The organism is Streptomyces sp. 378, assembly GCF_030124145.1.
Lineage (GTDB): Bacteria > Actinomycetota > Actinomycetes > Streptomycetales > Streptomycetaceae > Streptomyces.
On sequence record NZ_JASKMS010000036.1, the window covers coordinates 19,391 to 45,517 of the forward strand.

18 protein-coding genes and 1 riboswitch are annotated in these 26,127 nt (G+C 72.1%); of the genes, 12 read left to right on the plus strand and 6 right to left on the minus strand.

Annotated features, from left to right (window positions below; translation table 11 throughout):
* The first annotated feature begins 2 nt into the window (after positions 1 to 2).
* From nuoL to recQ, 4 genes are all read left to right on the plus strand, one after another.
* Positions 3 to 1,967 (plus strand): NADH-quinone oxidoreductase subunit L, encoded by a 1,965-nt coding sequence (nuoL, locus tag QNO09_RS34105; protein WP_283974102.1) that lies wholly within the window; start codon positions 3 to 5, stop codon positions 1,965 to 1,967.
* 5 nt (positions 1,968 to 1,972) lie between these two features.
* Positions 1,973 to 3,544 carry an NADH-quinone oxidoreductase subunit M gene (locus tag QNO09_RS34110; RefSeq protein ID WP_283974103.1) on the plus strand — a complete coding sequence of 524 codons (1,572 nt, stop codon included), beginning with the start codon at positions 1,973 to 1,975 and terminating at the stop codon, positions 3,542 to 3,544.
* The gene (nuoN, locus tag QNO09_RS34115; RefSeq protein ID WP_283974104.1) at positions 3,541 to 5,190 is read left to right on the plus strand and encodes an NADH-quinone oxidoreductase subunit NuoN; all 1,650 of its coding nucleotides are present in this window, start codon (positions 3,541 to 3,543) and stop codon (positions 5,188 to 5,190) included. The genes QNO09_RS34110 and nuoN overlap by 4 nt, the downstream gene beginning before the upstream one ends.
* 231 nt (positions 5,191 to 5,421) lie before the next feature.
* Positions 5,422 to 7,476 (plus strand): DNA helicase RecQ, encoded by a 2,055-nt coding sequence (gene recQ / locus QNO09_RS34120; protein WP_283974105.1) that lies wholly within the window; start codon positions 5,422 to 5,424, stop codon positions 7,474 to 7,476.
* Between the two features lie 246 nt (positions 7,477 to 7,722).
* On the opposite strand, the gene QNO09_RS34125 is transcribed toward recQ, so the two are convergent.
* Both QNO09_RS34125 and fahA read right to left on the minus strand, forming a co-directional pair.
* On the minus strand, positions 7,723 to 8,661 hold the full coding sequence (locus QNO09_RS34125; protein ID WP_283974150.1) for a M56 family metallopeptidase: 939 nt from the start codon (positions 8,659 to 8,661) through the stop codon (positions 7,723 to 7,725).
* Between the two features lie 205 nt (positions 8,662 to 8,866).
* Complete coding sequence (fahA, locus tag QNO09_RS34130) at positions 8,867 to 10,078, minus strand: fumarylacetoacetase (protein WP_283974106.1); 1,212 nt, start codon at positions 10,076 to 10,078, stop codon at positions 8,867 to 8,869.
* Between the two features lie 310 nt (positions 10,079 to 10,388).
* Here fahA and QNO09_RS34135 point away from each other — a divergent pair, with 310 nt between their 5' ends.
* The 5 genes from QNO09_RS34135 to QNO09_RS34155 all read left to right on the plus strand — a co-directional run bounded on the left by QNO09_RS34135 (position 10,389) and on the right by QNO09_RS34155 (position 17,609).
* The gene (locus tag QNO09_RS34135; RefSeq protein WP_283974107.1) at positions 10,389 to 11,648 is read left to right on the plus strand and encodes a DegT/DnrJ/EryC1/StrS family aminotransferase; all 1,260 of its coding nucleotides are present in this window, start codon (positions 10,389 to 10,391) and stop codon (positions 11,646 to 11,648) included.
* Positions 11,641 to 13,902 (plus strand): lipopolysaccharide biosynthesis protein, encoded by a 2,262-nt coding sequence (locus QNO09_RS34140; RefSeq protein WP_283974108.1) that lies wholly within the window; start codon positions 11,641 to 11,643, stop codon positions 13,900 to 13,902. The genes QNO09_RS34135 and QNO09_RS34140 overlap by 8 nt, the downstream gene beginning before the upstream one ends.
* A 223-nt stretch (positions 13,903 to 14,125) precedes the next feature.
* Complete coding sequence (locus QNO09_RS34145) at positions 14,126 to 15,985, plus strand: glycosyltransferase (protein ID WP_502962381.1); 1,860 nt, start codon at positions 14,126 to 14,128, stop codon at positions 15,983 to 15,985.
* On the plus strand, positions 15,982 to 16,434 hold the full coding sequence (locus QNO09_RS34150) for a hypothetical protein (protein ID WP_283974110.1): 453 nt from the start codon (positions 15,982 to 15,984) through the stop codon (positions 16,432 to 16,434). The genes QNO09_RS34145 and QNO09_RS34150 overlap by 4 nt, the downstream gene beginning before the upstream one ends.
* Complete coding sequence (locus QNO09_RS34155; protein WP_283974111.1) at positions 16,341 to 17,609, plus strand: glycoside hydrolase family 26 protein; 1,269 nt, start codon at positions 16,341 to 16,343, stop codon at positions 17,607 to 17,609. Before QNO09_RS34150 ends, QNO09_RS34155 begins: the two co-directional genes overlap by 94 nt.
* A 280-nt stretch (positions 17,610 to 17,889) precedes the next feature.
* Here the strand turns inward: QNO09_RS34155 and QNO09_RS34160 are convergent, their stop codons facing one another.
* Genes QNO09_RS34160 through QNO09_RS34170 form a run of 3 tightly spaced genes read right to left on the minus strand, consistent with a single transcriptional unit; the run spans position 17,890 to position 21,166 of the window.
* On the minus strand, positions 17,890 to 18,762 hold the full coding sequence (locus QNO09_RS34160) for a polysaccharide deacetylase family protein (RefSeq protein WP_283974112.1): 873 nt from the start codon (positions 18,760 to 18,762) through the stop codon (positions 17,890 to 17,892).
* A complete protein-coding gene (locus QNO09_RS34165) occupies positions 18,759 to 20,060 on the minus strand; it encodes a glycosyltransferase family 2 protein (protein ID WP_283974113.1) in 1,302 nt (433 codons plus the stop codon). The genes QNO09_RS34160 and QNO09_RS34165 overlap by 4 nt, the downstream gene beginning before the upstream one ends.
* A 35-nt stretch (positions 20,061 to 20,095) precedes the next feature.
* Entirely contained in the window at positions 20,096 to 21,166 is a 1,071-nt protein-coding gene (locus QNO09_RS34170; protein WP_502962382.1) for a GNAT family N-acetyltransferase, read from the minus strand.
* A gap of 187 nt (positions 21,167 to 21,353) precedes the next feature.
* Here QNO09_RS34170 and QNO09_RS34175 point away from each other — a divergent pair, with 187 nt between their 5' ends.
* Complete coding sequence (locus tag QNO09_RS34175) at positions 21,354 to 22,202, plus strand: HAD family hydrolase (protein ID WP_283974115.1); 849 nt, start codon at positions 21,354 to 21,356, stop codon at positions 22,200 to 22,202.
* Here the strand turns inward: QNO09_RS34175 and QNO09_RS34180 are convergent.
* Positions 22,166 to 22,942 (minus strand): transglycosylase SLT domain-containing protein, encoded by a 777-nt coding sequence (locus tag QNO09_RS34180; RefSeq protein ID WP_283974116.1) that lies wholly within the window; start codon positions 22,940 to 22,942, stop codon positions 22,166 to 22,168. The two genes, QNO09_RS34175 and QNO09_RS34180, sit on opposite strands and share 37 nt — an antisense overlap.
* Before the next feature lie 3 nt (positions 22,943 to 22,945).
* A riboswitch (cyclic di-AMP (ydaO/yuaA leader) is annotated at positions 22,946 to 23,115 on the minus strand.
* Between the two features lie 509 nt (positions 23,116 to 23,624).
* On the opposite strand from QNO09_RS34180, the gene QNO09_RS34185 reads away from it, so the two are divergent.
* Together QNO09_RS34185 and QNO09_RS34190 are read left to right on the plus strand one after the other, a co-directional pair.
* Entirely contained in the window at positions 23,625 to 24,635 is a 1,011-nt protein-coding gene (locus QNO09_RS34185) for a polyprenyl synthetase family protein (RefSeq protein ID WP_283974117.1), read from the plus strand.
* A 231-nt stretch (positions 24,636 to 24,866) separates the two neighbouring features.
* Entirely contained in the window at positions 24,867 to 26,120 is a 1,254-nt protein-coding gene (locus tag QNO09_RS34190; protein ID WP_283974118.1) for a LolA family protein, read from the plus strand.
* Positions 26,121 to 26,127: the final 7 nt, after the last annotated feature.

Sequence of the window (26,127 nt, forward strand, 5' to 3'; positions counted from 1 at the left end):
TCGTGGAGAACCTCATTGCGCTGCTGGTGGCGGCGCCCCTGCTCGGAGCGGCGGTCCTGCTGTGCGGCGGACGGCGGCTGGACGCCGTCGGCCACTGGCTCGGCACCCTGCTCGCGGCCGTCTCCTTCGTGCTGGGCCTGGTGCTGTTCACCGACATGCTGGGCCGGGACGCCGAGAACCGCGTCCTGAGCCAGCACCTGTTCAGCTGGATCCCGGTCGAGGGTTTCCAGGCGGACGTCGCCTTCCAGCTCGACCAGTTGTCCATGACGTTCGTGCTGCTGATCACGGGCGTCGGATCGCTGATCCACCTGTACTCGATCGGGTACATGGAGCACGACGAGCGGCGCCGCCGCTTCTTCGGCTATCTGAACCTGTTCCTCGCGGCGATGCTGATCCTCGTCCTCGCCGACAACTACCTGCTGCTGTACGTCGGCTGGGAGGGCGTCGGTCTGGCCTCCTACCTGCTGATCGGCTTCTGGCAGCACAAGCCCAGCGCCGCCACGGCCGCGAAGAAGGCCTTCCTGGTCAACCGCGTCGGCGACATGGGCCTGTCCATCGCGATCATGCTGATGTTCCTGTGGTTCGGCACCTTCGCCTTCGGGCCGGTGCTCGGCGGCCACGGGGAGGCCGGGCTGGCCGGTGCCGCCGGTGAGGACAAGCTGACCGCGATCGCGCTGATGCTGCTGCTCGCCGCGTGCGGCAAGTCCGCCCAGGTACCGCTGCAGTCCTGGCTCGGGGACGCCATGGAGGGCCCGACCCCGGTCTCGGCCCTCATCCACGCCGCGACGATGGTGACGGCGGGCGTCTACCTGATCGTCCGCTCCGCGGCCGTCTTCAACGGCGCCCCGGACGCGCAACTGGTCGTCACCATCGTCGGCGCGGTCACGCTGCTGTTCGGTGCGATCGTCGGTTGTGCGAAGGACGACATCAAGAAGGCCCTGGCCGGCTCGACCATGTCGCAGATCGGCTACATGATCCTCGCCGCGGGCCTCGGCCCCATCGGCTACGTCTTCGCGATCATGCACCTGGTGACGCACGGCTTCTTCAAGGCCGGCCTGTTCCTCGGCGCCGGTTCCGTCATGCACGGCATGAACGACGAGGTCGACATGCGCCGCTACGGCGGACTCCGGAAGTACATGCCGGTCACCTTCGTCACCTTCGGCCTCGGCTACCTGGCGATCATCGGCTTCCCGGGCCTGTCCGGGTTCTTCTCCAAGGACAAGATCATCGAGGCGGCGTTCGCCAAGGGCGGCACCGAGGGCTGGATCCTCGGCGCCTGCGCCCTGCTCGGCGCGGCCATCACCGCGTTCTACATGACGCGCGTGATGCTGATGACCTTCTTCGGCGAGGAGCGCTGGCGCCACGCCCCGACGCCGTCCCCGGCCGAGCCGAGCGCGGAGCCCGCCGCCCAGACGCGCGGCGAGTACACCCCGCCGCATCCGCACGAGTCGCCCAAGGTCATGACGATCCCGATGATCGTGCTGGCCGTCGGGTCGGTGGTCGGCGGCGCGTTCTTCAGCATCGGCGACCGGTTCCTGCACTGGCTGGAGCCGATCACCGGGCACAGTCACGGCAATCCGCCGATCAGCGCGGGCGTGGTCACCGGCGCGACCGTCGCGTGCATGGTCATCGGCGTCGCCCTCGCCTGGGCCCAGTACGGCCGCCGCCCGGTCCCGGCCGTCGCCCCGCGCGGCTCGCTGCTCACCCGGGCCGCCCGGCGCGACCTGCTCCAGGACGACTTCAACCACGTCGTCCTGGTCCGCGGCGGCGAGCACCTCACGCGGTCCCTGGTCTACGTCGACCACACGCTGGTCGACGGCGTCGTCAACGGCACGGCGGCCTCGGTCGGCGGCCTGTCCGGGCGGATGCGCAGGCTGCAGAACGGCTTCGCCCGCTCCTACGCGGTCTCGATGTTCGGGGGTGCGGCGGTCATCGTCGCCGCGACCCTGCTGATGAGGGCGGTCTGATACCGATGTCCTTTCCTCTGCTGACAGTGACAGCGGCGCTCCCGGCCGTCGGGGCGATCGCCACCGCCGCCGTACCGGCCGCGAAGCGCACCGCGGCCAAGTGGCTGGCGCTGCTCTTCTCGCTCGCCACGCTCGCCCTGGCGATCACCGTCCTGGTGCGCTTCGAGCCGGGCGGCGACCGCTACCAGCTCACCGAGTCCCACGCCTGGATCGCCGACTTCGGCGTCCGCTACGAACTGGGTGTGGACGGCATCGGGGTGGCGCTGATCGCGCTGACCGCGCTGCTGATCCCGTTCATCATCCTCGCGGGCTGGCACGACGCCGACCCCCTGGAGACCGGCAGCACCCGGTGGCGGCCGACGCAGGGCTTCTTCGCCCTGATCCTCGCCGTCGAGGCGATGGTGATCCTCTCCTTCGAGGCCACCGACGTCTTCCTCTTCTACATCTTCTTCGAAGCCATGCTGATCCCGATGTACTTCCTCATCGGCGGCTTCGGGGACCGTGCCCACGAGCACGGCGAGAAGGCGGCGGCGACCCAACGGTCGTACGCGGCGGTGAAGTTCCTCCTCTACAACCTGGCCGGCGGTCTGATCATGCTGGCCGCGGTGATCGGCCTGTACGTGGTCGCCGGGAACTTCTCGCTCCAGGAGATCGCCGAGGCCCGCGCCAACGGCACGCTCGACATGGCGACCAACACCGAACGCTGGCTGTTCCTCGGCTTCTTCTTCGCGTTCGCGGTGAAGGCGCCGCTGTGGCCGCTGCACACCTGGCTGCCCAACGCCATGCAGGAGTCCACCGCCCCGGTCGCCGTGCTCATCACGGCGGTCGTCGACAAGGTCGGCACCTTCGCGATGCTCCGCTTCTGCCTCCAGCTCTTCCCGGAGGCCAGCAAGTGGGCCACGCCCGCCATCCTCGTCCTCGCCCTGATCAGCATCATCTACGGGGCGCTGCTGGCGGTCGGACAGCGGGACATCAAGCGGCTGATCGCCTACGCGTCGATCTCCCACTTCGGCTTCATCATCATGGGCATCTTCGCGATGACCAGCCAGGGCCAGTCCGGGGCGACGCTCTACATGATCAACCACGGCATCTCGACGGCCGCGCTGATGCTGGTCGCGGGCTTCCTGATCTCCCGGCGCGGCTCGCGGCTCATCGCCGACTACGGCGGAGTGCAGAAGGTCGCCCCGGTGCTCGCCGGCACGTTCCTGATCGGGAGCCTCGCGACCCTCTCCCTGCCGGGACTGGCGCCGTTCGTCAGTGAGTTCCTGGTCCTGGTCGGCACGTTCACGCGCTACCCGGTGATCGGCATCATCGCCACGTTCGGCATCGTCCTCGCCGCGCTCTACACCCTCGTCCTCTACCAGCGGACGATGACGGGCCCGGTGAAACCGGCGGTCTCCGCGATGCCGGACCTCCGGGTCCGGGAACTCGTGGTCGTCACCCCGCTGGTCGTCCTGCTGATCTTCCTGGGCGTCTACCCGAAGCCCCTCACGCAGATCATCGATCCGGCGGTCAAGCAGACCATGTCCGACGTCCAGAAGAAGGACCCCCAGCCCGAGGTGGAGGCGGCCAAGTGAGCGCAACAGCCGTCCACAGCCTGTGGACAACCGCGGCCGAACCGATCTCGAAGATCGACGCGCCGAAGATCGAATACGGGCAGCTCGCCCCCACCCTGATCATCGTCGGTGCGGCGATCGTCGGGATCCTGGTCGAGGCGTTCGTCCCGCGCAGATCGCGCTACTACGTCCAGATGTTCGTCTCCGTGGTCGCGATCACGGCCGCCTTCGCGGCGGTCGTGGCGCTCGCCGCCGACGGATACGGCACCACCAAGGCGCAGATCGCGGCGATGGGCGCGATCGCCGTCGACGGACCGGCCCTGTTCCTGCAGGGCACGATCCTGCTGGCGGCCCTGGTGGGCCTGTTCACCTTCGCCGAGCGGCGCCTGGACCCGGTGGTGCACGGCAACCGCGTCGACTCCTTCGCCGCGCAGGCCGCCGCCGTGCCGGGCAGCGAGAGCGAGAAGGCCGCGGTCAAGGCCGGGTTCACCACCACCGAGGTGTTCCCGCTGCTGCTGTTCGCCGTCGCCGGCATGCTGATCTTCCCGGCGGCCAACGATCTGCTGACGCTGTTCGTGGCGCTGGAGGTCCTCTCCCTGCCGCTGTATCTCCTGTGCGCCCTGGCCCGCCGCAAGCGGCTCATGTCGCAGGAGGCGGCGGTCAAGTACTTCCTGCTCGGCGCCTTCGCCTCCGCCTTCACCCTGTTCGGCATCGCGCTGCTCTACGGCTACGCGGGCTCGATGTCGTACGCCACGATCGCGCAGGTCGTCGAGGGCACCGTGCAGGACGTCAACCCGGCGCTCGCCGACACCATGGGCAACGACGCGCTGCTGCTGATCGGCGCCGCGCTGCTGGTGATGGGTCTGCTGTTCAAGGTGGGCGCGGTGCCGTTCCACATGTGGACGCCGGACGTGTACCAGGGCGCTCCGACGCCGGTGACCGGCTTCATGGCGGCGGCCACGAAGGTGGCGGCGTTCGGCGCGCTGCTGCGGCTGCTGTACGTCGTCCTGCCGGGTCTGCGCTGGGACTGGCGGCCGGTCATGTGGGCCGTCGCCATCGTCACCATGCTGGGCGGTGCGATCGTCGCGATCACCCAGACCGACATCAAGCGGCTGCTGGCGTACTCGTCGATCGCGCACGCGGGGTTCATCCTCGCGGGTGTCATCGCGACCACGCCCGACGGCGTCTCGTCGGTGCTGTTCTACCTGGCGGCGTACTCGTTCGTGACGATCGGAGCCTTCGCGGTGGTCACCCTCGTCCGCGACGCGGGCGGTGAGGCGACGCACCTGTCCAAGTGGGCGGGCCTGGGCCGCAGGTCCCCGCTGGTGGCGGCCGTGTTCGCGGTGTTCCTGCTGGCCTTCGCGGGCATTCCGCTGACGTCCGGCTTCGCCGGGAAGTTCGCCGTGTTCAAGGCGGCGGCGGAGGGCGGGGCCGCCCCGCTCGTCGTCATCGGTGTGATCTCGTCGGCGATCGCGGCGTTCTTCTACATCCGCGTCATCGTGCTGATGTTCTTCAGCGAGCCGCGGCCGGAGGGCCCGACGGTGGCCGTGCCGTCGCCGCTGACGATGACGGCGATCGGGGTGGGCGTGGCGGTCACGCTGGTGCTCGGTGTGGCGCCGCAGTACTTCCTGGACCTGGCGGGGCAGGCGGGCGTGTTCGTCCGCTGACCTCGCCGCGTCTGCGCGGGACCCGGTCTCCTTCGGGAGCCGGGTCCCGCGGCGTTTCCGGGACGGCGGGCTGCCCGTCGGGCCATGTCGAACGCACGTATGGGCACCGCTCCACGGACGGGACCTGTGGACAACTCCGGAGCTGTCGGTGCGGGCGCCTATGGTGGACGCAGTGGTCGAGGGCGACGCACGGGGGACGCAATGACGGGCGCTACGGGCGGGACAGGTGTGATGACGGAACTGGACGCGGTGACCGGAGCCGGGATCGGCACGGGCGGTGATCCCGCCGGGCCCCTCGGTGCCGACGCGAGCGAGGCGCTTCTCGCGCTGCACCGGGTCTTCGGCTACGAGGCCTTCCGCGGTGAGCAGGAAGCCGTCATCGACCATGTCGTGGCCGGCGGCGACGCCGTCGTGCTCATGCCGACCGGCGGCGGCAAGTCGCTGTGCTACCAGATCCCGTCCCTGGTCAGGCCCGGTACGGGCGTGGTCGTCTCCCCGCTCATCGCCCTCATGCAGGACCAGGTGAACGCGCTGCGTGCGCTGGGCGTACGGGCCGGGTTCATGAACTCCACGCAGGACTTCGACGAGCGGCGGACGGTCGAGGCCGAGTTCCTCGCCGGCGAGCTCGACCTGCTGTACCTGGCGCCGGAGCGGCTACGGCTGGAGAGCACGCTCGATCTGCTCTCCCGCGGCAAGATCGCCGTCTTCGCGATCGACGAGGCGCACTGCGTCTCCCAGTGGGGCCACGACTTCCGGCCCGACTACCTGGCGCTGTCCCTGCTGGGCGAGCGCTGGCCGGACGTGCCGCGGATCGCGCTGACGGCGACGGCCACCCACGCGACGCACCGGGAGATCACCGAGCGGTTGAACATGCCGACGGCCCGGCACTTCGTGGCGAGCTTCGATCGGCCCAACATCCAGTACCGGATCGTGCCCAAGGCCGACCCGAAGAAGCAGCTGCTGAGCTTCCTGCGTGAGGAGCACGCGGGCGACGCGGGCATCGTCTACTGCCTGTCGCGCAACTCGGTGGACAAGACCACCGAGTTCCTCAGCCGCAACGGCGTCGAGGCGGTGCCGTACCACGCGGGCCTGGACTCGGGGACGCGCGCCGCCCACCAGTCCCGCTTCCTGCGGGAGGACGGCCTGGTCGTGGTGGCGACCATCGCCTTCGGCATGGGCATCGACAAGCCGGACGTCCGCTTCGTCGCCCACCTCGACCTGCCCAAGTCGGTCGAGGGCTACTACCAGGAGACGGGCCGGGCCGGCCGCGACGGGCTGCCGTCGACGGCCTGGATGGCCTACGGGCTGAACGACGTCATCCAGCAGCGCAAGCTGATCCAGTCCGGTGAGGGCGACGAGGCCTTCCGGCGCCGGGCCCAGGCCCATCTGGACTCGATGCTGGCGCTGTGCGAGACGGCCCGGTGCCGCCGGGGCCAGCTCCTCGCCTACTTCGGTCAGGACCCGGACCCGTCCGGCTGCGGCAACTGCGACACCTGCCTGACCCCGCCGGAGACCTGGGACGGCACCGTCGCGGCGCAGAAGGCACTGTCGACGGTGGTGAGGCTGCAGCGCGAGCGCGGGCAGAAGTTCGGCGCGGTGCAGATCGTCGACATCCTGCTGGGGAAGCGGACGGCCAAGGTCATCCAGTTCGACCACGACCAGCTGTCCGTGTTCGGCATCGGCGAGGAGCACACCGAGGGGGAATGGCGGGGCGTCATCCGTCAGTTGCTCGCCCAGGGGCTGCTCGCGGTGGAGGGCGAGTACGGCACGCTGGTGCTGACCGAGGCCAGCGGGGCGGTGCTCCGGCGGGAGCGGGACGTGCCGCTGCGCAAGGAGCCGAAGAAGCCGGTGACCTCCCGGTCGGGGGCGTCGTCCTCGGGCTCCGGGCGGGGCGAGCGCAAGGGCAAGGCGGTCGCCGCCGAGCTGCCCGAGGAACTGCTGCCGGCCTTCGAGGCGCTGCGCGCCTGGCGCGCCGAGCAGGCCCGTGAGCAGGGCGTCCCGGCGTACGTGATCTTCCACGACGCCACGCTGCGGGAGATCGCCGTGGCCTGGCCGACATCGGTGGGGGAGCTCGGCGGGATCGGCGGGGTCGGCGAGAAGAAGCTGGCGACGTACGGGGAGGGTGTGCTGGAAGTGCTCGCGTCGCTGGGCGGACCGGCTCACGCGGCTCCGGCAGCGGACCCGGCTCCGGCCCGGACCTCCGCTCACACCGTGCGCCAGGACGCGGGTGAGCCGGACATCTGGCCGGAGGCGGACGAGGAGTCGGAGCCCGACGACTGGATATAGGGCCGGGCGCCGGCCGAGGCCACCCGGGGGTGGAGGGCCGGTCCGGTGCCGGCGCCCGCCCCGCGTACGCCCTGACCTCCGCGCCGGAGTCCGTCGTCGCCGTGGCGAGGGCCGCCCGGGCCTCCTCGGTGGCAAGAGTGAGCCGGCCCTTTGGCCGGCCCGTGCCCGGATCCGCCGCCGGCCGTCCGGCCGGTGCGGCCGCGCCGACCGTCACGGCGAGAGCCGTCCACCGCCGGGCCGGCCCGGCTACGACAGTGCCGTCAGGCCCGGGGCGAACGCGATCAGCAGGGGCAGCAGCGGCACGAGCGCGGCCGTCGTGGTGGTCAGGGCCCGGTGCCGGCGGCCCAGCCGGGGCGGCGGTTCCAGGAGCCGGTCGACCCGCTCGCCCAGCAGGCGGTGGCTGGAGGCGCAGGACAGGACGCCGCGGTGCTGGTTGAGCTCGATCAGGGCCAGGGCCGTGGTCAGGTGGCCGCAGCGGCGGGAGGCCGTGTCGTCGGCGGCCAGTTCGACCAGGCGGTGGGTCTGGTCGCAGAAGTGGGCGAACAGCGGGATGCGGGGGAAGCCGGTAGCCAGGGCGGTGGACAGGTGCAGCAGCCAGTCGTGGCGGGCCCGGGCGTGGCCCCGCTCGTGGGTGAGGACGGCGTCGAGCTGGTGGCGGGTGAGGCGGTGCAGGGCGCCCGTGGTCACGATCAGCTGGGGCGGGCTTCCGGGCATCCACCAGGCGTCCGGGTACTCGTCCTCCAGGACCAGCAGCGGACCGCGCGCCGCGGGCAGACCGGCCGGCAGGTCGGGGGCGCGCTCGCGCAGGTGGGCGCGGGCCCGGGCGCGGCGCCGGCGGGCCTCGACGAGCTCCCGGGCGAGCATCGCTGTCGTCCAGGCGGCGCCGCAGGCCAGCAGCAGGGTGAGCGCGGCGGCCCAGGGCGGGGCGGTGGACAGGTCGTACGCGGCGGTGACCGCCGGTGGTGCCGGGGCGAAGAGCTGGGCGCGCACCGTGCCGAAGACGGCGGCGGCGCCCAGGGAGAGCGCCGTCACGCAGGCCAGCAGGACGGTGGCGACCAGGCACTGCCACACCCACAGCGCCACCACCGGTTCCCGTTCCGGCCACGCGGCCCGGGTCAGCGCGCGGGGGACGGGAACGGCGGCCGTCACGGCGACGACGCTCAGCAGGAGCAGGCAGACGGTCATGGCCACGGGCTCCGGTTCCTCGTCGGAAGAGGGGCGGCTACGGGTCGTGCGGAGCAGGGCGGTCCCCGGGCGCACTGTGACCACGGCGAGCGTGGCGCACGTGCGGGCACACCGCCCTGTGCCCAGTATGACGGGCCGGGCGGTGTGCGTCAGGGGCCGAGCGGCAACGAGAGTGACCGGAGGGGCAGTCGTCGGCCGCGGGGCGTCAGCCCTGGACCACCCGCCCCGTCACCTCGCCCAGCCCCACGCGCACGCCGTTCGGCCCGGGCGCCCAGGCCGAGAGGGTCACCTCGTCGCCGTCCTCCAGGAACGTCCGCTTGCCGTCGGGGAGTTCGAGCGGCTCGCGGCCGTTCCAGGTCAGCTCCAGCAGGGAGCCGCGCTCGCGTTCCGCGGGGCCGCTGACCGTGCCGGAGCCGTACAGGTCGCCGGTGCGCAGGGAGGCGCCGTTGACGGTCATGTGGGCCAACTGCTGGGCGGCCGTCCAGTACATGGTGGAGAAGGGCGGCTCGGAGACCACGTGGCCGTTGACGGCGACGCTGATCCGCAGGTCGTAGCCGCCCGGTTCCTCGTCGCCGTCGTCCAGGTAGGGCAGCAGCTCGTGCGTCCGGGCCGGAGGCGTCACGAGCGCCTCCTCCAGGGCGTCCAGCGGCGTGATCCACGCCGACACCGAGGTGGCGAAGGACTTGCCGAGGAACGGGCCGAGGGGCACGTACTCCCAGGCCTGGATGTCGCGGGCCGACCAGTCGTTGAGGAGACACAGCCCGAACACGTGCTCGCGGAAGTCCCCGAGGGCCACCGGCGCGCCCATCCGGGAGGGCACGCCGACGACGAAACCGACCTCGGCCTCGATGTCCAGCCGGACGGACGGGCCGAAGACGGGAGCGGCGTCGGTGGGGGCCTTGCGCTGGCCGGAGGGGCGTACGACCTCCGTGCCGGAGACGACGACCGTGCCGGAGCGGCCGTGATAGCCGATCGGCAGGTGCTTCCAGTTGGGGGTGAGGGAGTCCTCGGCGTCGGGGCGGAAGATCTGCCCGACGTTGCGGGCGTGGTTCTCGGAGGCGTAGAAGTCGACGTAGTCCGCCACCTCGAAGGGCAGGTGCAGGGTCACCGACGACAGGGGGTGGCACAGGGGTGCGACGGTCTCGCGGTGGGACGGCACGGTCACCCAGGCGGTCAGCGCCCGGCGCACGTCGGACCAGGCCGTGCGCCCCGCGGCCAGCAGCGGGTTGAGGGTCGGCCGCGCGAGCAGGGAGGCGTACGGCGAGCCGAGCGCGTGGGCCGCCGCGCCCGCGTCCAGCACATGGTCGCCCAGCCGGACGCCCACCGTCCGGTGGGACGAGCCGGGCAGGGAGAACACGCCGTACGGCAGGTTGTGCGGGCCGAAGGGGTCGCCCTCGGGGACATCGAAGGGGGGCATCGGGTGCTGCCTCGCTTTCGGGTGTGCCATGTCGTCGCCACGTGTTCGTGGTCGTGCCACACGTTACGGGTGACACGCCGGTCCTGGGCAGAGTCCGAGGAGGCGCGAAGAGGCGAACGGGGCAGGTGGGTCCGGGTGGGACCGGACGGGGCGGCTCCGGCGCGCCGGGCGGGACGGCACATCCGTACGAGCCGGAAGTTATCCACAGGACGCGACGCAATCTTGACGGAGCGGTGCGAACGGGGCGACTCTGGGCGGGTGCCGGAAGGCCTCGGGGAGGGGGCTTTCCCACGGCACATCTGGGGGGCGGATGGCCATAGGGGCGGCCGGTCCGGGTTCGGTGCGGCATGGTGCACAGCCGAAGCGGCTGGAAGAGACCATGCGCGTCCGGCTCGGCCGGGAATGTGTGTACGTACCGTCGTGCCGATTCGGGCTGTACGTGGCGCTGCGCCACTGGTGCCCGCCCGGCGGACGGGTGCTGATGTCGCCGGTCAACGACGACGTGATCTTCTTCGTCGTGCTCGCGGCCGGACTGCGCCCGGTGCAGGCGCCGTTGCACCCGCTCGACGCGTCCATCGACGTCGATGCCGTGCCGGACGAGGTGTGGGGCTCGGTCTCGGCCGTGCTCACGACGAACCTGTACGGCAACCCGGACCCGGCGCCGCGCCTCAGGCAGAAGTGCGACGCGCTGGGCATCCCGCTGTTCGAGGACGCGGCCCACGCGATCGGCAGCCGGGTGGGGGACCGGCCGGTCGGGGCGTGGGGCGAGGCCTCCGTGTTCAGCCTGTCCAAGCACGTCGGGGCCAAGGCCGGAGGCGTGCTCTCGCTCGCCGATCCGGGGTTGCGGGAAGCGGTGGAGAAGACCTGCGCGGGGCTGCTCGCACCGCGCCGGACGAGCGCCGAACTCGCCTACCTGATCCGGCCCTACGCGGAGGCGACGGTGCGCGGGCTGCGGCTGCGGCGCGCCGCCTGGGCCGCGATCCGGCTGCTGGGGCTGGCGGACCGCGAGGAGATCCGGATGCCGCTGCGCCCGGACGAACTCGCCCTCGCCGCCCCCGAGGCGCCCGGGCTCGACGCCCACCACCCGTGGCTGCGGGTCGACATGCACGACTACCGCCTGGCATCCGGCCGGCTGCGGCTGCGGCGCGTCGGGCGGGGGCTCGACCGGCTGGACGACGTGCTGGACGCCTGCCGGGCGGGCACCGCAGTGCTGCTGTCCACGCCCTGGGCCAAGCCGCGTGAGGGCTCGGTGACGCAGCCGTTGTTCCGCGTCCCGCTGTTCGTGGCGGACCGGGACGCGGCGATCGCGGCGCTGGCGCGGCAGGGCATCGTCGTCGGCTACCTCTACGACCCGCCTCTGGACGACTACGCCGGGGCGGAGTTCACCGACCCCTCACCGGCACCCGAGGCGGCCCGCTGGTTCGCGCGGCACGCGCTGCCCGTCGACCCGCTGCGGGCGCGGACGGTCGTCGAGGTGCTGGAGCGGTCCGGGGCGCGACCGGTCCGGGCGCCGGGAGAACTGCCGGGGAACGAGCCGACACCGGGAGGGCTGGGACAGTCCCGTGGCTGAGATCCAGGTGCACGAGCCCGCCGCCGCGCGCGCCGACGGCGGCGGACCGCGGCCTGCCGGCACCGACCACACCCACGACTCGCTGTTCAAGAACGCCTACTTCCTCATGCTCAGCACCGGCGTCTCCGCCGTACTGGGCCTGGGGTTCTGGCTGGTGGCCGCCCGCTACTACTCGGAGGAGGCCGTCGGCCAGGGCTCGGCCGCGATCGCCGCGATGCGGCTGCTCGCCAGCATCACCGCCACGACGATGATCGGCGCCGTCGTCCGCTTCGTCCCGCGCGCGGGCCGGGAGACCGGGCGTCTGGTGTGGGGCACGTACGTGGCCAGTTCGCTGATCGTGGCGCTGGCGGCCGCCGTCTTCCTGCTCACGCTCGACGCCTGGGGGGCCTCCTACGCGCCGTTGGGCACACCCGTGGCCGGGGCGGTGTTCGTCGCGGCATGCGTGGCCTGGGCGCTGCTCACCCTCCAGGACGGGGTGCTCACCGGGCTGCGCAAGGCGGAGTGGGTGCCCGCCGGGAACGCGGTGTTCTCGGTCGGGAAGCTGGCGCTGCTGGCCGTGTTCGCCGGCACGCTGCCGGTGCTCGGCATCTTCGTCTCCTGGGCGGTCGCGATCGCCTTCTCCACCCTGCCGCTGGGCTGGCTGATCTTCCGCCGGCTCATCCCGCGCCAGGCGGAGGCCGACCGCGGCAAAGAGCCCTCGAGGATCAGGGACATGGGCCGGTTCCTGGCCGGGGACTCGCTGGGCGCGCTGTTCAGCCTGGCGATGATCAACCTGCTGCCGGTGATGGTCGCGGTCCGCTTCAGCGCCGCCGATAACGGCTACTTCTACGTGGCCTACACCGTCGGCGGCACGATGGAGTTCATGGCCATCAACATGGCCTCGTCCCTCACCGCGCACGCCTCGCACGACCCGCGTCAGCTCGCCGACGGGGTGCGGGGCGCTCTGCGGCGCATGACGCTGCTGCTCGTCCCGGTCGTGCTGGTGCTGGTCGTCTTCGCCCCGCAGATCCTCACCCTCTTCAGCCCGGACTACGCCGAGCACGGCTCGACCGTGCTGCGGCTGCTGGCCCTCGGCGCACTGCCACGGGTCGTGGTGGAGCTGTACATCGGCGTACTGCGCGTCCAGGGGCGCACAGGAGTGCTGGCCGCGCTCCAAGGGGCCATGTGCGCCCTGGTGCTGGGCAGCGCGGCCGTGCTGTTCACCCCGTCGGGGATCGCGGGCGCCGGGTGGGCGGTGCTGCTGAGCATGACGCTGATCGCGGTCGTCGCCACGGCCGGGCTGCGCAATGCCCTGCGCCCCCACGACAGCGCACCCGCCGTCCGCCCGCCCGCCGGCCCTTCCTACGGCACCCAGTGGGCGAAACTCAACGCCACCGCCGGGTACGGCACCACCTGGGCCCGCCGGGCCGCCTACCGGCCCGGGGACGGCGACCAGGACACCGTCACGCTGTTCATAGGGCGCCCCGGATACGAGCGGGAGGCCCTGCAGGCGGACACGCTGGCGCTGATCGTGCGGCCGGAGGGGCCGACCCGGGAACCACCGGCCCCGTCCGGGGAGCCGTTCGCGGACGAGGAGGCGCGGGAACGGCGGCTGAGAGGCGCCCTGTGGAGCCTGCTCGCCGTCGCCACCGTGTTCTTCTGGGCACCGCTGCGGGACCTGCCGTGGCCGGACGGCGCCTCGCAAGCGGCATTGAGCGGACGTCAGTTGCTGGAGGGCATGCCCTTGCCGTCGCTCACCGCGGGCGGCCTGCTGCTCGTGGTGTTCGTCGCCGCCGTCACGCTGAGCACCCGGCGCGACCCGTGGCTGCCGGGCACGGCGCTGGGCGCCGCTCTGCTCGCCCTCCACGCCGCACCGGCCGCCCTCGGACGGGAACCGCGGCCGGTGGACGGGGCGTTGTACGAGAAGACGGCCGGTTTCCTGGCGCAGGCGGTGGGGCTCGACGGGCCCGAGCCGCTGCTGCGCTGGGCGCCGCCGGCCTGCCAGGTGATGTGTCTCCTGCCGCTGGGACTGCTCCTCGCGAGCGCGGGCGGCCGGCTGCCGTGGCCGGGGCGCTGGGGGGTCCTGTATCTCGTCGCGGTCGGCGGCTGGGTGTGGCGTGACGCGCTCGCACCGGTCGCGCCGCCCCTGCTCGCCGTCCTCGTGCTGCTCCTGCTGCTCCAGCGCGCCGTCTCGGCCCGGTCGCGTTCGCGCACCTCAGCCTCCACAGCCGACCGAACGGCCGACGGACCACCGAGCGGCCGGCCCCACCACTGATCAAGCACAGAGCCGAACAGACCGAACAGACCGAACAGAGCCGAGAGAGCCGAACCGCCAGGGGGGAACCACCGTGCGTCCGCCAGTCACACCGAGGGAGAGATCCACGCCGGAACCCACACCCGCGCGGGGCGGCGCGAACACCCCCGGCAGCGGCCCCGAGACGGCCAGCCAGTCCTCCAGCCCCTCCTCCTCGGAGTCGTCGAGCCCCGCCCACGCGCCGGTGACGGATCTGTCCGACCTCCCCCCCACCCGGTCCGGGCGCCGCGCACTGGCCTGGCCCGCCGTCCCGCTGTTCGTCGCGCTCGCACTCTGGGCGTACGCCGTGCGGCACACCGACGTCTCCCGGATCGACGACTACGGGCTGGTCAGCGCGCTGCATCCGGCCTTCTGGGCCGGGCTGGCGGTGCTCACCACCGGCTTCTGGTTCACGGTCCGCGACGCGCGCCGGCCGGGCGCATGGCCGGCGGCGTACGTGCTCGGTCTGCTGGTGATGGAGCGGGCCACACAGGCCCTGGTCTATCCGACCCCGCTGTACGCCTGGGCGTGGAAGCACGAGGCGGTCATCGACCATCTGCTGACGGCCGGAGGTCTGCAGACGGCCGATCAGGTCGGCGACATGGCGGTGTACGACCAGTGGCCGGGCTTCTTCGCCGCCCAGGCCGCCCTGCAGCGGCTGCTGGGCGTGGAGTCGGCGGCGATGTTCATGGCCTGGTGGCCCCTGGCCTCCAGCCTGATGCTGCTGCTCCCGCTGCTGCTGATCTACCGCACCTTCACCGAGGACCGGCGGCTGATCTGGACCGCGGTCTGGCTCTTCTACGTCGCCAACTGGGTGGGGCAGGACTACTTCTCCCCCCAGTCCGTGGCGTACGCGCTGCACGTGGGCGTGCTCGCCGTCGTCCTGCGCCGCTTCGGCCGGTCCGCGGTGCGCGGCGGCCGGCCCCGGCAGGCCGTGTGGACGGTGGTGATCACCGTCATGATCGTGGCGATCGTCATCTCCCACCAGCTCACCCCGGGCATGCTGGCCGTCTGCCTGCTCGCCCTGTGCCTGAGCCGCCGCTACCGCGACTGGGTCCCGGCCGTCACGACCGTCGTGCTCTTCCTGGCCTGGTGTCTCACGGCCGCGCTGCCCTTCCTGTCCGCGGCGATGCCGGACCTGATCCGCTCCATCGGCGACGTCGGCGCCAACGTCGAGACGGGCTACGGCGCCACCCCGACCGGCGCCGGAGCGATCGCCACCTCCTGGGCGGCCCGGCTGCTGTCCGGCTCCGTCCTGCTGCTCGCGACCGTCGGCGTGCTGCGCCAGCGGGTGCTGCGCCACCGCGCCCGGCCCCTGCTGCTGGTCGCGGCGGCCCCGCTGCCGATGTTCGCGGCGAGCAGCTACGGCAGCGAGATGATCTTCCGGGTGCTGCTGTTCATGCTGCCCGGCGCCGCCTTCTTCGCGGCAGCCGCGCTGCTGCCCAAGGTCCGCACACTGGCCGCCGACGCCGACGCCGACGCCGACGCCGACGCCGACGCCGACGCCGACGCCGACGCCGCCACGCGGGAGGCCGGCGGCAGACGGACCACCTCCGCCGGAAGCCGTCGGGGACCCGGCGTCTGGGTGCCGCTGGCCGCGCTGCTCGGCGGCACGCTGGCGTTCGTCCCGGCCTACTCCGGCAAGGACCGGATCAACTACTTCCCGCCTCAGGAAGTGGCCCTCGTCCGGCAGCTCTTCGACCAGGCGCCGGACGGCTCGCTGGTCGTGGCCGCCAACCGCAACTACCCGGACGCGTACGCCTCCTACTGGAGCGTCGACCACTACTGGTTCCTCGACGACGACCGCAGCCACGTCGACCAGATCGTCGCGAGCCCCGCCGCCACCCTCGCCCGTGACATGGCCGGGGTGGAGCGGCCGGCCCGGGCCTACTTCCTGCTCACCCGGGGTCAGTGGGCCAACTCCGAGATGAACGGGCAGCTCGACAAGGCGCAGCTGAACCGCATCCAGAAGTCCGTCGCCGCCTCGCCCCGGTTCCGGCTGGTGGCGAAGAACAGCGCCGGATGGCTCTACGTACTGAAGCAGGCAGGGGGAGCGGAGCGATGACACCGCAGGATCTCGTGGTCCGGATGCTGCCCCCGTTCGGCGGCTGGCTGGCGCTGGCCGCGCTCGCCCTGCCCGGCGGCTCGCCGCTGCGGGGCGCCGCGGTCGTGCTCTTCCTGGCGGCGGGCCCGGGCGCCGCCGCGGTCAGGATCTGCGCGCCCGCCCTCGGAGCCCGGCCCGCCGAAGGGCCCGTGGAGCGCCGGGACGCGGACTTCGCCCGCCACTCCGACCTGCTGGAGCGGCTGATGCTGGTGCTGTTCCTGAGCATCGGCGCCGTGATGTTCGTCGCGACCGTGCTGATCGCCACCCACACCTTCAGCGCGCAGCGCGTGCTGCTGACCCTGACACTGCTGACCACATGCGCCGCCTTCTGTCCGCCGCTGCGCGCCTCCCCGACACCGAGCACGACGCCGAGCACGACGCCGAGCACACCGAAGGGTTCCGCTCCGTGAGGTTCACCCGCCCCCACCGTCCCTTTCGCCGCAAGCCGAGCCCGGCCGCGGGACAGCACCGCAGGACGCCGCACCCGGAGCGACCGCACGCGCGGACACCGCACGAGGAGCGGGCCGCCGGCCCGTTGGCATCCAGCCGGCGCCGCCTGCTGATCACGTCCGCCACGGTCGTCAGCGCGGTCCTGGTCGCCGTCCTCGCCCTGCGGGACGCCTCCGGGCCGCAGGAGCGGGGAGCGGCCGGCTCCGGGGCGGACTGCCGCCCCACGCAGCTCCTGGAACCGCCCTGCGGCGCCTGGTTCGGCGCGTTCGTGCCGCACGAGCGCGACGACCTGCCCGAGAAGGTGCGCGCTTACGAGAAGCGGGTGGGCCGCGCACTCGACATCGTGTACACGTACCACGACATGTCCCTCCCCTCGGGCACCCGGCGCGAGGGTCAACTGCTCACCCCGGAGGAGCGGCGCGTCGGCGAGGACCACCTGCTGCTGCTCTCCTGGGAGAGCAAGTGGTGGGGCGGCACGAAGCGGCAGCAGCCGACCTGGAAGCAGATCGCGGCCGGCGAGCTGGACGACAAGGTCATCGACGTCCAGGCCCGGCGCATCAAGGACTACGGCAAGAAGGTGTTCCTCTCCTTCGATCTGGAGATGGACACCCGCACCCCGGCCAGCGGCACGCCCGCCGACTATGTGAAGGCGTACCGGCACATCCACGACCGGTTCCGCGACCTGGGCGTCGACAACGTGGTGTGGACGTGGATCACCACCGGGTACCTCGACCACGCCGACGCGATCGAGAAGATGTACCCGGGCGACGACTACGTCGACTGGATCGGCTACAACCAGTACAACTACTACCGCTGTCACGACGCCGGCTGGCTGACCTTCGCGCAGACCCAGAACGCCACGCACGACTGGATCCGGGCGAACATCTCCGACGACAAGCCGCTGATGCTCTCCGAGTTCGGCACCGCAGAGGACACGACCCGCCCGCAGCGGCAGGCCGAGTGGTACGCGCAGGTGCCCGGGGTGCTGAAGGACCTGGAGGGCGTCAAGGCGGCCCTCCAGTGGAACTACCGCGACCCCGGACCGCACTGCAACCTGGCGCTGGCGAACGACGCGGCCTGGGACAGCCTGCGCGAGGCGGTCGCCGACCCGTACCTGAACCAGCCGCTGAGGTGAGCCGCCGCCGACCCGTACCTGAACCAGCCGCTGAGGTGAGCCGCCGCCGACCCGTACCTGAACCAGCCGCTGAGGTGAGCCGCCGCCGACCCGTACCTGAACCAGCCGCTGAGGTGAGCCGCCGCCGACCCGTACCTGAACCAGCCGCTGAGGTGAGCCGCCGCCGACCCGTACCTGAACCAGCCGCTGAGGTGAGCCGTCGCCGACCCGTACCTGTAACCAGCCGCTGAGGTGAGCCGTCGCCGACCCGTACTCGACCAGCCGCTGGAGTGAGCCGGGATCAGCCGGCGAACTCGGGCCCGCGCAGCACCGCACGGGCCCGCCGGTACCAGCGCCAGGCGATCGTCTTCGGCCCGTCGCGGTACGGCGCCACCCGCGCGCCCGCCCCCGCCAGCCAGCTCTCGACGTCGGCGAGGGTGTGGGTGCGCCGGACGATGAGCCGGGCGATGCGGTACCGCTCGTCGCGGTCGGAGCTGAGCGCGTGCCGTACGGCGGTCGCCGTCTCGTAGCCGGCCCGGGCCGACATGGCCCGTACACGGGGGCTGTTGTAGCCGTGCGGGTAGGCGAGGTGCCGTATCTCGTGCCCGAGGGCGTCCTCCAATACGGCCTTGGAGGTGCGCAGTTCGTACGCCAGGGCCTTGGCCGGCAGGGTGTCGAGCTGCGCGTGGGTGACGGTGTGGCTGCCGATCTCCATGCCGGAACGTTCCAGCTCCGCCGCCCGGGCCAGGGCCATCATCGGGGCGGGTGGCAGCAGGCTGCGGCCACCCGGGGCGATGGCCCCGGTGGTGAGGTAGGCGGTGGCCGGCAGCGCGCGTTCGGCCAGGGCCTCGGCGGTGGCGCCGGGCAGATCGGCGAACCCGTCGTCGAAGGTGAGCAGCACGGGCCGGGGCGGCAGCGGCGCCCGCCCGGCCAGGTGGTCGGCGACCGCGCTGATCGTGACGGGCGTACGGCCGCTGCGGACCACCGCGTCGAGGTGCGCGGCGAACTGCTTCGGCGTGACCGTGAACTCCGCTATCCAGTCCGGCGGATCGTCCGTCACGGAGTGGTACAGGAAGACGGGGATCGCGGGGGTGCCGGCACCGCCCGCCGCGGCTGTCGGCCCCTCACCGTCCTGCGCACCCCGCTCCGCCCGGCCTCTGCCGTCCGTCTTCATCCCGCCCCCCGAGCTGTCTTCTCCCGAACGGGCGAGCGCAGGGCCCGCCGCGCCTTCAGATAGCCGACCGGCCCGTACACCATCCCGCGTCGCTGCAACCGCGACAGCCGCCGCGGCCAGGGATGGGTCCGCCCGTCGTGATCACCCGGCATCCCCGCGTCGTGCGCCGCCTCCGCCTCCCGCACGGCCGTCAGCGCGCGGGCGTGGGCGAGGCCCCGGGGCAGCCGCGCGAGGAACGCCGGCAGCAGCGCGGGCCGGTTCACGAGCACCGCGGTGAGATACGCCGTGAGCCCGGCGCCGTAGCCGAACGCCTGGGTCTCCAGGTCCCGCCAGGTCTCCCGGTGGTGGTGCCACACCAGGGCGTACGGCGTGTAGCACAGCCGGTGGCCCTCGGCCAGGACGCGCACGAAACCGTAGAGGTCGTCCCCGCCCCGGGCGGCCGTCCCGGCGCCGGTGGCCGGGTCGAAACCGCCGACGGAACGCAGCACCGCCGTGCGGAACGCCATGTTCGCGCCCGATCCGAACCGCCCCGCCGTGAACGGGAACAGCGGCTCGTCGCCCGGCGGGCTCGCCGGGTCGTACGTCCTTGGAGTGAAGCCCTTCGCGAAGCCGCCGTGGCTCTCCAGCAGCACCTGGGCCGGAGTGGTCAGCCGCGCGGGCAGGATCAGTCCGGTGCTGCACCCGAGCCGGGCGTCGGCGGCGAAGGGCGCGGTCAGCTCGGTCAGCCAGCGCGGGTCGGCGACCACGTCGTCGTCGGTGAAGGCGACCACCTCGCCGCGCACGGCGTCCAGCCCGGCGTTGTGCGCGCCCGCGAGCCCCGGAACAGGCTCACGGACGTACCGCACGCGCTCGGCGTACTTCCGCTCGATCAACTCCCGTGTCTCGTCCGTGACGGGCGCGTTGTCGACGACGACGATCTCGAACCGCGGATGGTCCTGCGCCAGCAGCGAGTCCAGCGCCCGCGCCAGCTGCCCGGCACGTTCCCGCGTCGCGACGACGACACTCGTGTACGGGGGCTCCCCGGGCTCGCCGAAGACGGCCGGCCGGCACTCCGCCCGGGCCCGCCCCGCCAGCACGGCCGTCGGATCCGCTCCCTCCGGCACCCGCCCGAGCAGCGTGCCGACGGGCCGACCGCCCCTCCTGACCAGCGCGAACACCTCTCCGTGCGTCACCGGCGGACTCCCCGGGCCCGGTCTGAGCACCGCCTCGTCCCCGTCGAGGTCCAGCTCGGCGACCTGCACCGCCCCGATGTCCAGGAACCGCCGTATCTCCTCCCGCGCACGCGCCGAACGGGCCATGCGCCCACCCCCCTTGTGTCGGATACGCCTTGCGCTCAGGTGCGGCGCAGCCGGGCCGCGCCCTTCAGGGTCCGCGCGGCCAGCGAGGCGAGCCGCGGCCGACCGCGGACGAAGCGGTGCGCGCGGCGCGCCGGCTCGCGGCTCAGCCAGTGCAGCGCCGCGCCCGCCCCCGGCCGCGTCACCGCCCCCTCGTACACGGGCAGTTCGCCCGTCTTCAGCGCGTCCTTGTACGCGGCCGCGCCCCGCCCCAGGTCGAGCATGCCGACGCCATCGGCGGCCGCCGCCTCCGCCATGCGCAGGTGCAGCACCAGACCCGGCGAGAACTTCGCGAACTCCGGGTCGTAGGCCGGGAACCAGCAGGCCAGCACCGAGGCCGAGCGCAGCCCGAAGTGGGCGGCGACGGGCCGCTCACCGGCGTACAGCACGGACAGGGTGCCGCTGCACTCCGGCGCCCGGGTCCGGGCCAGCCGTCCGACGAGCCGGGTGATCCACTCCTGGGCGAACCGGTCCCGGCGGCCGGTCCTGCGGTACTGCGCCGACTTCCACTCCATGAGGGTGCGCAGCGCGGCGGGGTCGCGTTCGTCGAACACGAACCGCAGCTCACCGGCCTGCCGGCCCAGCTTGCGCTCCTTGGCCAGCGTGGTCTTGAGGAACTTCGGCGACTGCGCGCGCAGCACCGACTCGTACGTCTCGTAGCCCTTCTCCACGTCGATGACGTAGGTGGCGTGCTCCTCGGCCGCGTACCGGACGAACAGCCGCTGCTCGGCCTCCAGATTGTCGAAGGCGAAGCTCGACACCGAGCAGGCCTTCAGCAGGTCGCCCGTCTCCAGGTCCAGGCCCGGCCGCAGGATCGCGCCCTGCGCGTCCGAGACGCCGAGCCCGATCGCCCGGCCCTGCCCCAACGGGCCCCGCTCATAGGGCAGGAAGCCGGCCGGCTCCGGCCCCTCGTACACCACGGCGACCCGGGCCCCCGGCCTGACCCGGCCGACGGCTTCGGTGAACTCCGGTTCCATGAAGGGGTTGCGCGGTGCCTCGCAGGCCGCGCGCAGCGCACGCCAGCGCTCCTTCTCCCCTGCACCGAGCTCCCCGGGCCCCGCCACGCGTATGCGCCCACCGCTCAACCTGACCCCCCGATCAAGTCCCCCCTGGACACATGGAAGGTACCGCTCGTTGCGGCCTCTCCGGTAGGTAGCGGAGCATCTTGTTGCCAACCGGTGCAGAGGCCTTCAACCGGGCAATCGGCGTCCGCCGTGCGATGAAACGAAGGGGGCGCGTTGTCCGTATTCTCTGATCATGGCCGCACCCCTCGCATATTCACTCATCGCCACCGATCTGGACGGGACGTTGCTGCGCGGCGACGACACCCTCTCCGACCGGTCTCTCGCCGTGCTCGCGCGGGTGGCGGACGCCGGTGCCCAGCACCTCGTGGTGACGGGCCGGCCGGCGCCGAGAGTGCGGCCGCTCCTGGACGACCTCGGATGCGGGGGGCTCGCGGTGTGCGGGCAGGGCGCGCAGGTGTACGACGCCGGCGCGGACCGGCTGCTGTGGTCCATCACCCTGGACCGGGAACTGGCCGAGACGGCCCTCGGCAAGATCGAGGCCGAGGTGGGGCAGGTGTACGCGGCGGTCGACCAGGACGGGGTCGACGGGCTCACCCTGATCGAGCCGGGTTACCTCATGCCGCACCCGACGCTGCCCGCGGTGCGGGTCGACCGGCGCGACGACCTGTGGGGCGAGCCCATCAGCAAGGTGCTGCTGCGCCACCCCTACCTGTCGGACGACGAACTGGCGGCGACGGCCCGCTCGGTGGTGGGCTCACTGGCGACGGTGACGATGTCGGGGCCCGGCACGGTGGAACTCCAGCCGTGCGGGATCACCAAGGCGACGGGTCTGGCGCTGGCCGCCGAGCACCTGGGGCTGCGGCCGGCGGACACCATCGCCTTCGGTGACATGCCCAACGACATCCCGATGTTCGACTGGGCGGCGCACGGCGTGGCGATGGCCAACGGCCATCCCGAACTCAAGGCCGTGGCCGACGAGATCACCCTGTCGAACGAGGACGACGGCATCGCCGTCGTCCTCGAACGACTGCTGGGCGGGACGGCTCAGTACGGGCCGTTGACGTTGTCGATCGAGCCGTAGCGGTCGGCCGCGTAGTTGCAGGCCGCCGTGATGTTGGCGACCGGGTCGAACGGGTCCCACGACGTGCCGTCCACGTGGTAGGCCTGGAACGTCGGGTCGATGGTCTGGAGCAGGCCCTTGGACGGGGTGCCCTTGGCGGCGTTCGAGTCCCAGTTGTTGATCGCCAGCGGGTTGCCGGACGACTCGCGCATGATGTTGCGGTGGATGCCCTCGTAGGACCCCGGGATCCCCTTCTGCGCCATGATGTCCAGCGCTTCGCGGATCCAGCCGTCGAGGTTGTTCGCGTAGGTCTTCGCGGACGCCTGGGTGGCCTGGGCGACGCCCGTGGCGGGCTTCGCGGCCGGCTTGGCCGGGGCGGACGAGGGGGTCACCGTCTTCTTCGCGGCGGGCGCCTTGGTGGTCTTCACCGTCAGCTTCAGACCCGGGTGGATCAGCTTCGGGTTGTCGCCGACGGCGGCGCGGTTGTCCTTGTAGAGCTGCTTCCAGCCGCCCGAGACGTCGTACGTGTCCGCGATGCGGGCGAGCGAGTCGCCCTTGGTCACGGTGTACGTGAGGGACTTGGCGGGCTGGGCCGCCCGCGGCACGGACTGTGCGGCGGGTGCGCTCTGGGGCTCGGCGGCGCTCGCGTGGGTGGCGCCGAGGAGCGGGAGGGTGAGTGCGGCTCCGCCGGTGCCGGCGGCGATGAAGCCTCGGGTCAGCGGGTTGGTTCTGGGGCGACGGTGCTTGCCTCGTGCGGGCATGGCGATATTCCTCTCCGGCGCCTGCGAGGTGAGCTGTCGGGTTCGGGCCGGGAGGTGCCCGGCCGCGTACGGCGCTGTGTGCCGTGCGCGGCTTCACCCCGAGCCGTGCCGCTGTGCGGACCGGCGACTTACCTGGGTCCCCCGCTCCTGCCCTGCGTGAGTGAGTCGGTTCAGTGGGGAGTCCGGGCGGCGGCAGGATTAGGCGTCCGCCGGACAGGCCGGGAACGTATGCGAGAGCACATGTCGGGAACAAGCGCCTCAGTCACATATCACGCGGATGACCTTGGTCGGGGCTGTTTGGGCCACTTGATCCTTTGCGCGAGCCAAGGCTCAACTGGCTTATCGGGGAAGGGGGTACGGGCCGGTGCGAGGCCGGGAGGGAAAAGCGGAAGGAGTGATTCAACTCACTGATCACGAGCCGGAGGGGCAATTTCCATCAAGGGGAATTCACTTACTCAAAACGGCAAATCGGGCATATTTTGCTATCTTTGAGTAAGTCGATAAATATCTGTTCTTATGGGTTGATCGAAAACATAGCGGTCGTGATCGGATACCACCCGGCCTGTAACCACGGGCGCTGGCGGTGATCGAAACGTGACCGGATACGCTGACGTGAGTGAGGGCAGCGACCTATCGACAAACCGCGTAATCACCGGCAGACACAGCAGACAGGAGACCCCTCGTGACCGACGTCGGGCCGTTCGGGCTGAGCGTGCGGGACCAGGCTCTGGAAGCCGATGTCCAGGCCGGGCTGACGGCTGTCGAGGAAGGCTTGCTCGAGGCCACCAAGAGTGAGGTGCCCTTCATCACGGAGGCCGCCCAGCACCTGGTGCGGGCCGGTGGCAAGCGGTTCCGTCCGCTGCTCGTGATGCTCTCCGCCCAGTTCGGTGACCGGTACGCACCCGGGATCGTGCCGTCGGCCGTCGTCGTGGAGCTGACCCACCTCGCCACGCTGTACCACGACGACGTCATGGACGAGGCCGCCGTGCGCCGGGGCGTCGCGAGCGCGAACACCCGCTGGGGCAACTCCGTCGCGGTCCTCACCGGCGACTTCCTTTTCGCCCGCGCCTCGCACATCCTGGCCGACCTCGGCCCGGAGGCCGTGCGGGTGCAGGCCGAGGCGTTCGAGCGCCTGGTGACCGGCCAGATCCTGGAGACGGCCGGACCGCAGGACGGCCGCGACCCCGTCGAGCACTACCTGGACGTGCTGGGCGGCAAGACCGGCTCGCTGGTCGCCGTCTCCTGCCGCTTCGGCGCGATGATGTCCGGCGCCGACGAGACGGTCGTGCACGTGCTGACCCAGTACGGCGAGCGGCTCGGTGTCGCCTTCCAGCTCGCCGACGACGTCCTGGACATCGCCTCCGACTCCCACGAGTCCGGCAAGACCCCCGGCACCGACCTGCGCGAGGGCATCCCCACCCTGCCGGTGCTGCGGCTGCGCGAGCGGGCGGCCCGGCTCGGGCTCGCCGAGGACATCGCCCTGTGCGAGCTGCTGGACTCCGACCTCACCGACGACGAACGGCATGCCGAGGCCCTGCGCCTGCTGCGGGCCCACCCGGCGCTGGAGCAGGCCCGGCGGGACACCGTCCGCTATGCCCAGGACGCCCGTTCGGCGCTGGCGCCCCTGAAGGAGTGCGCCGCGAAGACGGCGCTTGTGGAGCTGTGTGACGCGGTCGTGCACCGGGCCGGCTAGCACCTCTTCCCCGTACGACCCCTACGGGTCGGGGGAGAAGCCGAGCCTCCGTGTCATACCCCAGCAGTACACGGAGTTGAGTCCGGGGTCTGACGTATCCGGCTGGCCGATTTGGTCAGATGGACACTACGGAAAACACCACTCCTCACCTGTTCGGGTGAGAATGGCGGCTCAGGGACGAGTGCGTGCACGACACGGACAGCCGCCGCCGATCACGGAGGTAGGGCACACATGGCACCGTACGCATCCGACGACAGCACGACCGCCGGGCAGGCCGACGAGCAGCGATCCGGGCGGCGCACAGCCGCGCGGTACATCGTCCCGGTCACGGTGATCGGGGTGGCGGCCGCGACGATCGGCCTGGTCCCCGCGCTCGCCGACTCCGGCGACCCCGACCTCCCGAAGATCACCGCCCGGCAACTCATCGAGAAGATCGCCAAGTCCGACGTCGAGCAGCTGTCCGGCACGGTGAAGATCAGCACCGACCTCGGCCTGCCGAACCTCGGCGGCCTGGAGTCCGGCCTGCTGTCCGGTGCCGCGGGCCAGGGCGAGGGCGGCTCCTCCGCCGACCCGACCGCCAAGCTCACCGAACTGGCCTCCGGCACGCACACCCTGCGCGTCGCGGCGGACGGCCCGGACCGGCAGAAGCTGTCACTGCTGGAGAACGCCGCCGAGTACAGCCTCATCCACAACGGCAAGGACGTCTGGGGCTACGACAGCAAGTCCAACGAGGTCTACCACGGCACCTCCGCCGAGAGCCCGGAGCGCGGGAAGGACCAGCGGCCGCCGGCCCTGCCGAAGGACTTCGCCGAGGAGGCGTTGAAGGCGGTCGACGACACGACGTCCGTCACCGTGGACGGCACCGCCCAGGTGGCCGGCCGCGACGCCTACAAGCTGGTCATCGAGCCGAAGCAGTCCGGCTCGACCGTCGGCGCGATCACCGTGGCGGTGGACGCGCGGACCGGCATGCCGCTGAAGTTCACGCTCACCCCGGCGAGCGGCGGCGCCGCCGTCGTCGACGCGGGCTTCACGAAGGTCAGCTTCGCCAAGCCGGCTGCCTCGACCTTCGACTTCACCCCGCCCAAGGGGGCGAAGGTCACCGAGGAGAAGGACGCCGCCAAGGGCTCCGAGAAGGACTTCGGCAAGGGCTTCGGAAAGGGCTTCGACCAGGGCGGGGCGCGCGAGCACGCCCCCAAGGCCGGGGACGGCCCCGCCAAGGGCCTCGACGGCATGAAGACCATCGGCGAGGGCTGGAACACCATCGCCACCTTCGACACCGGCGGCGAGGGCGTGCCCTCCGGCAAGGCCGGCGGCGACCTCGGCGGCTTCATGGACTCCCTCGGCGACAAGGTCCACGGAAAGTTCGGCTCGGGCACGGTCTTCTCGACCCGCCTGGTCAACGCCCTCATCACCGACGACGGCAAGGTCTACGCGGGCCTGGTCACCAAGGACGCGCTCGTGAAGGCGGCCGACGCCGGGAAGTAGGCCCGTA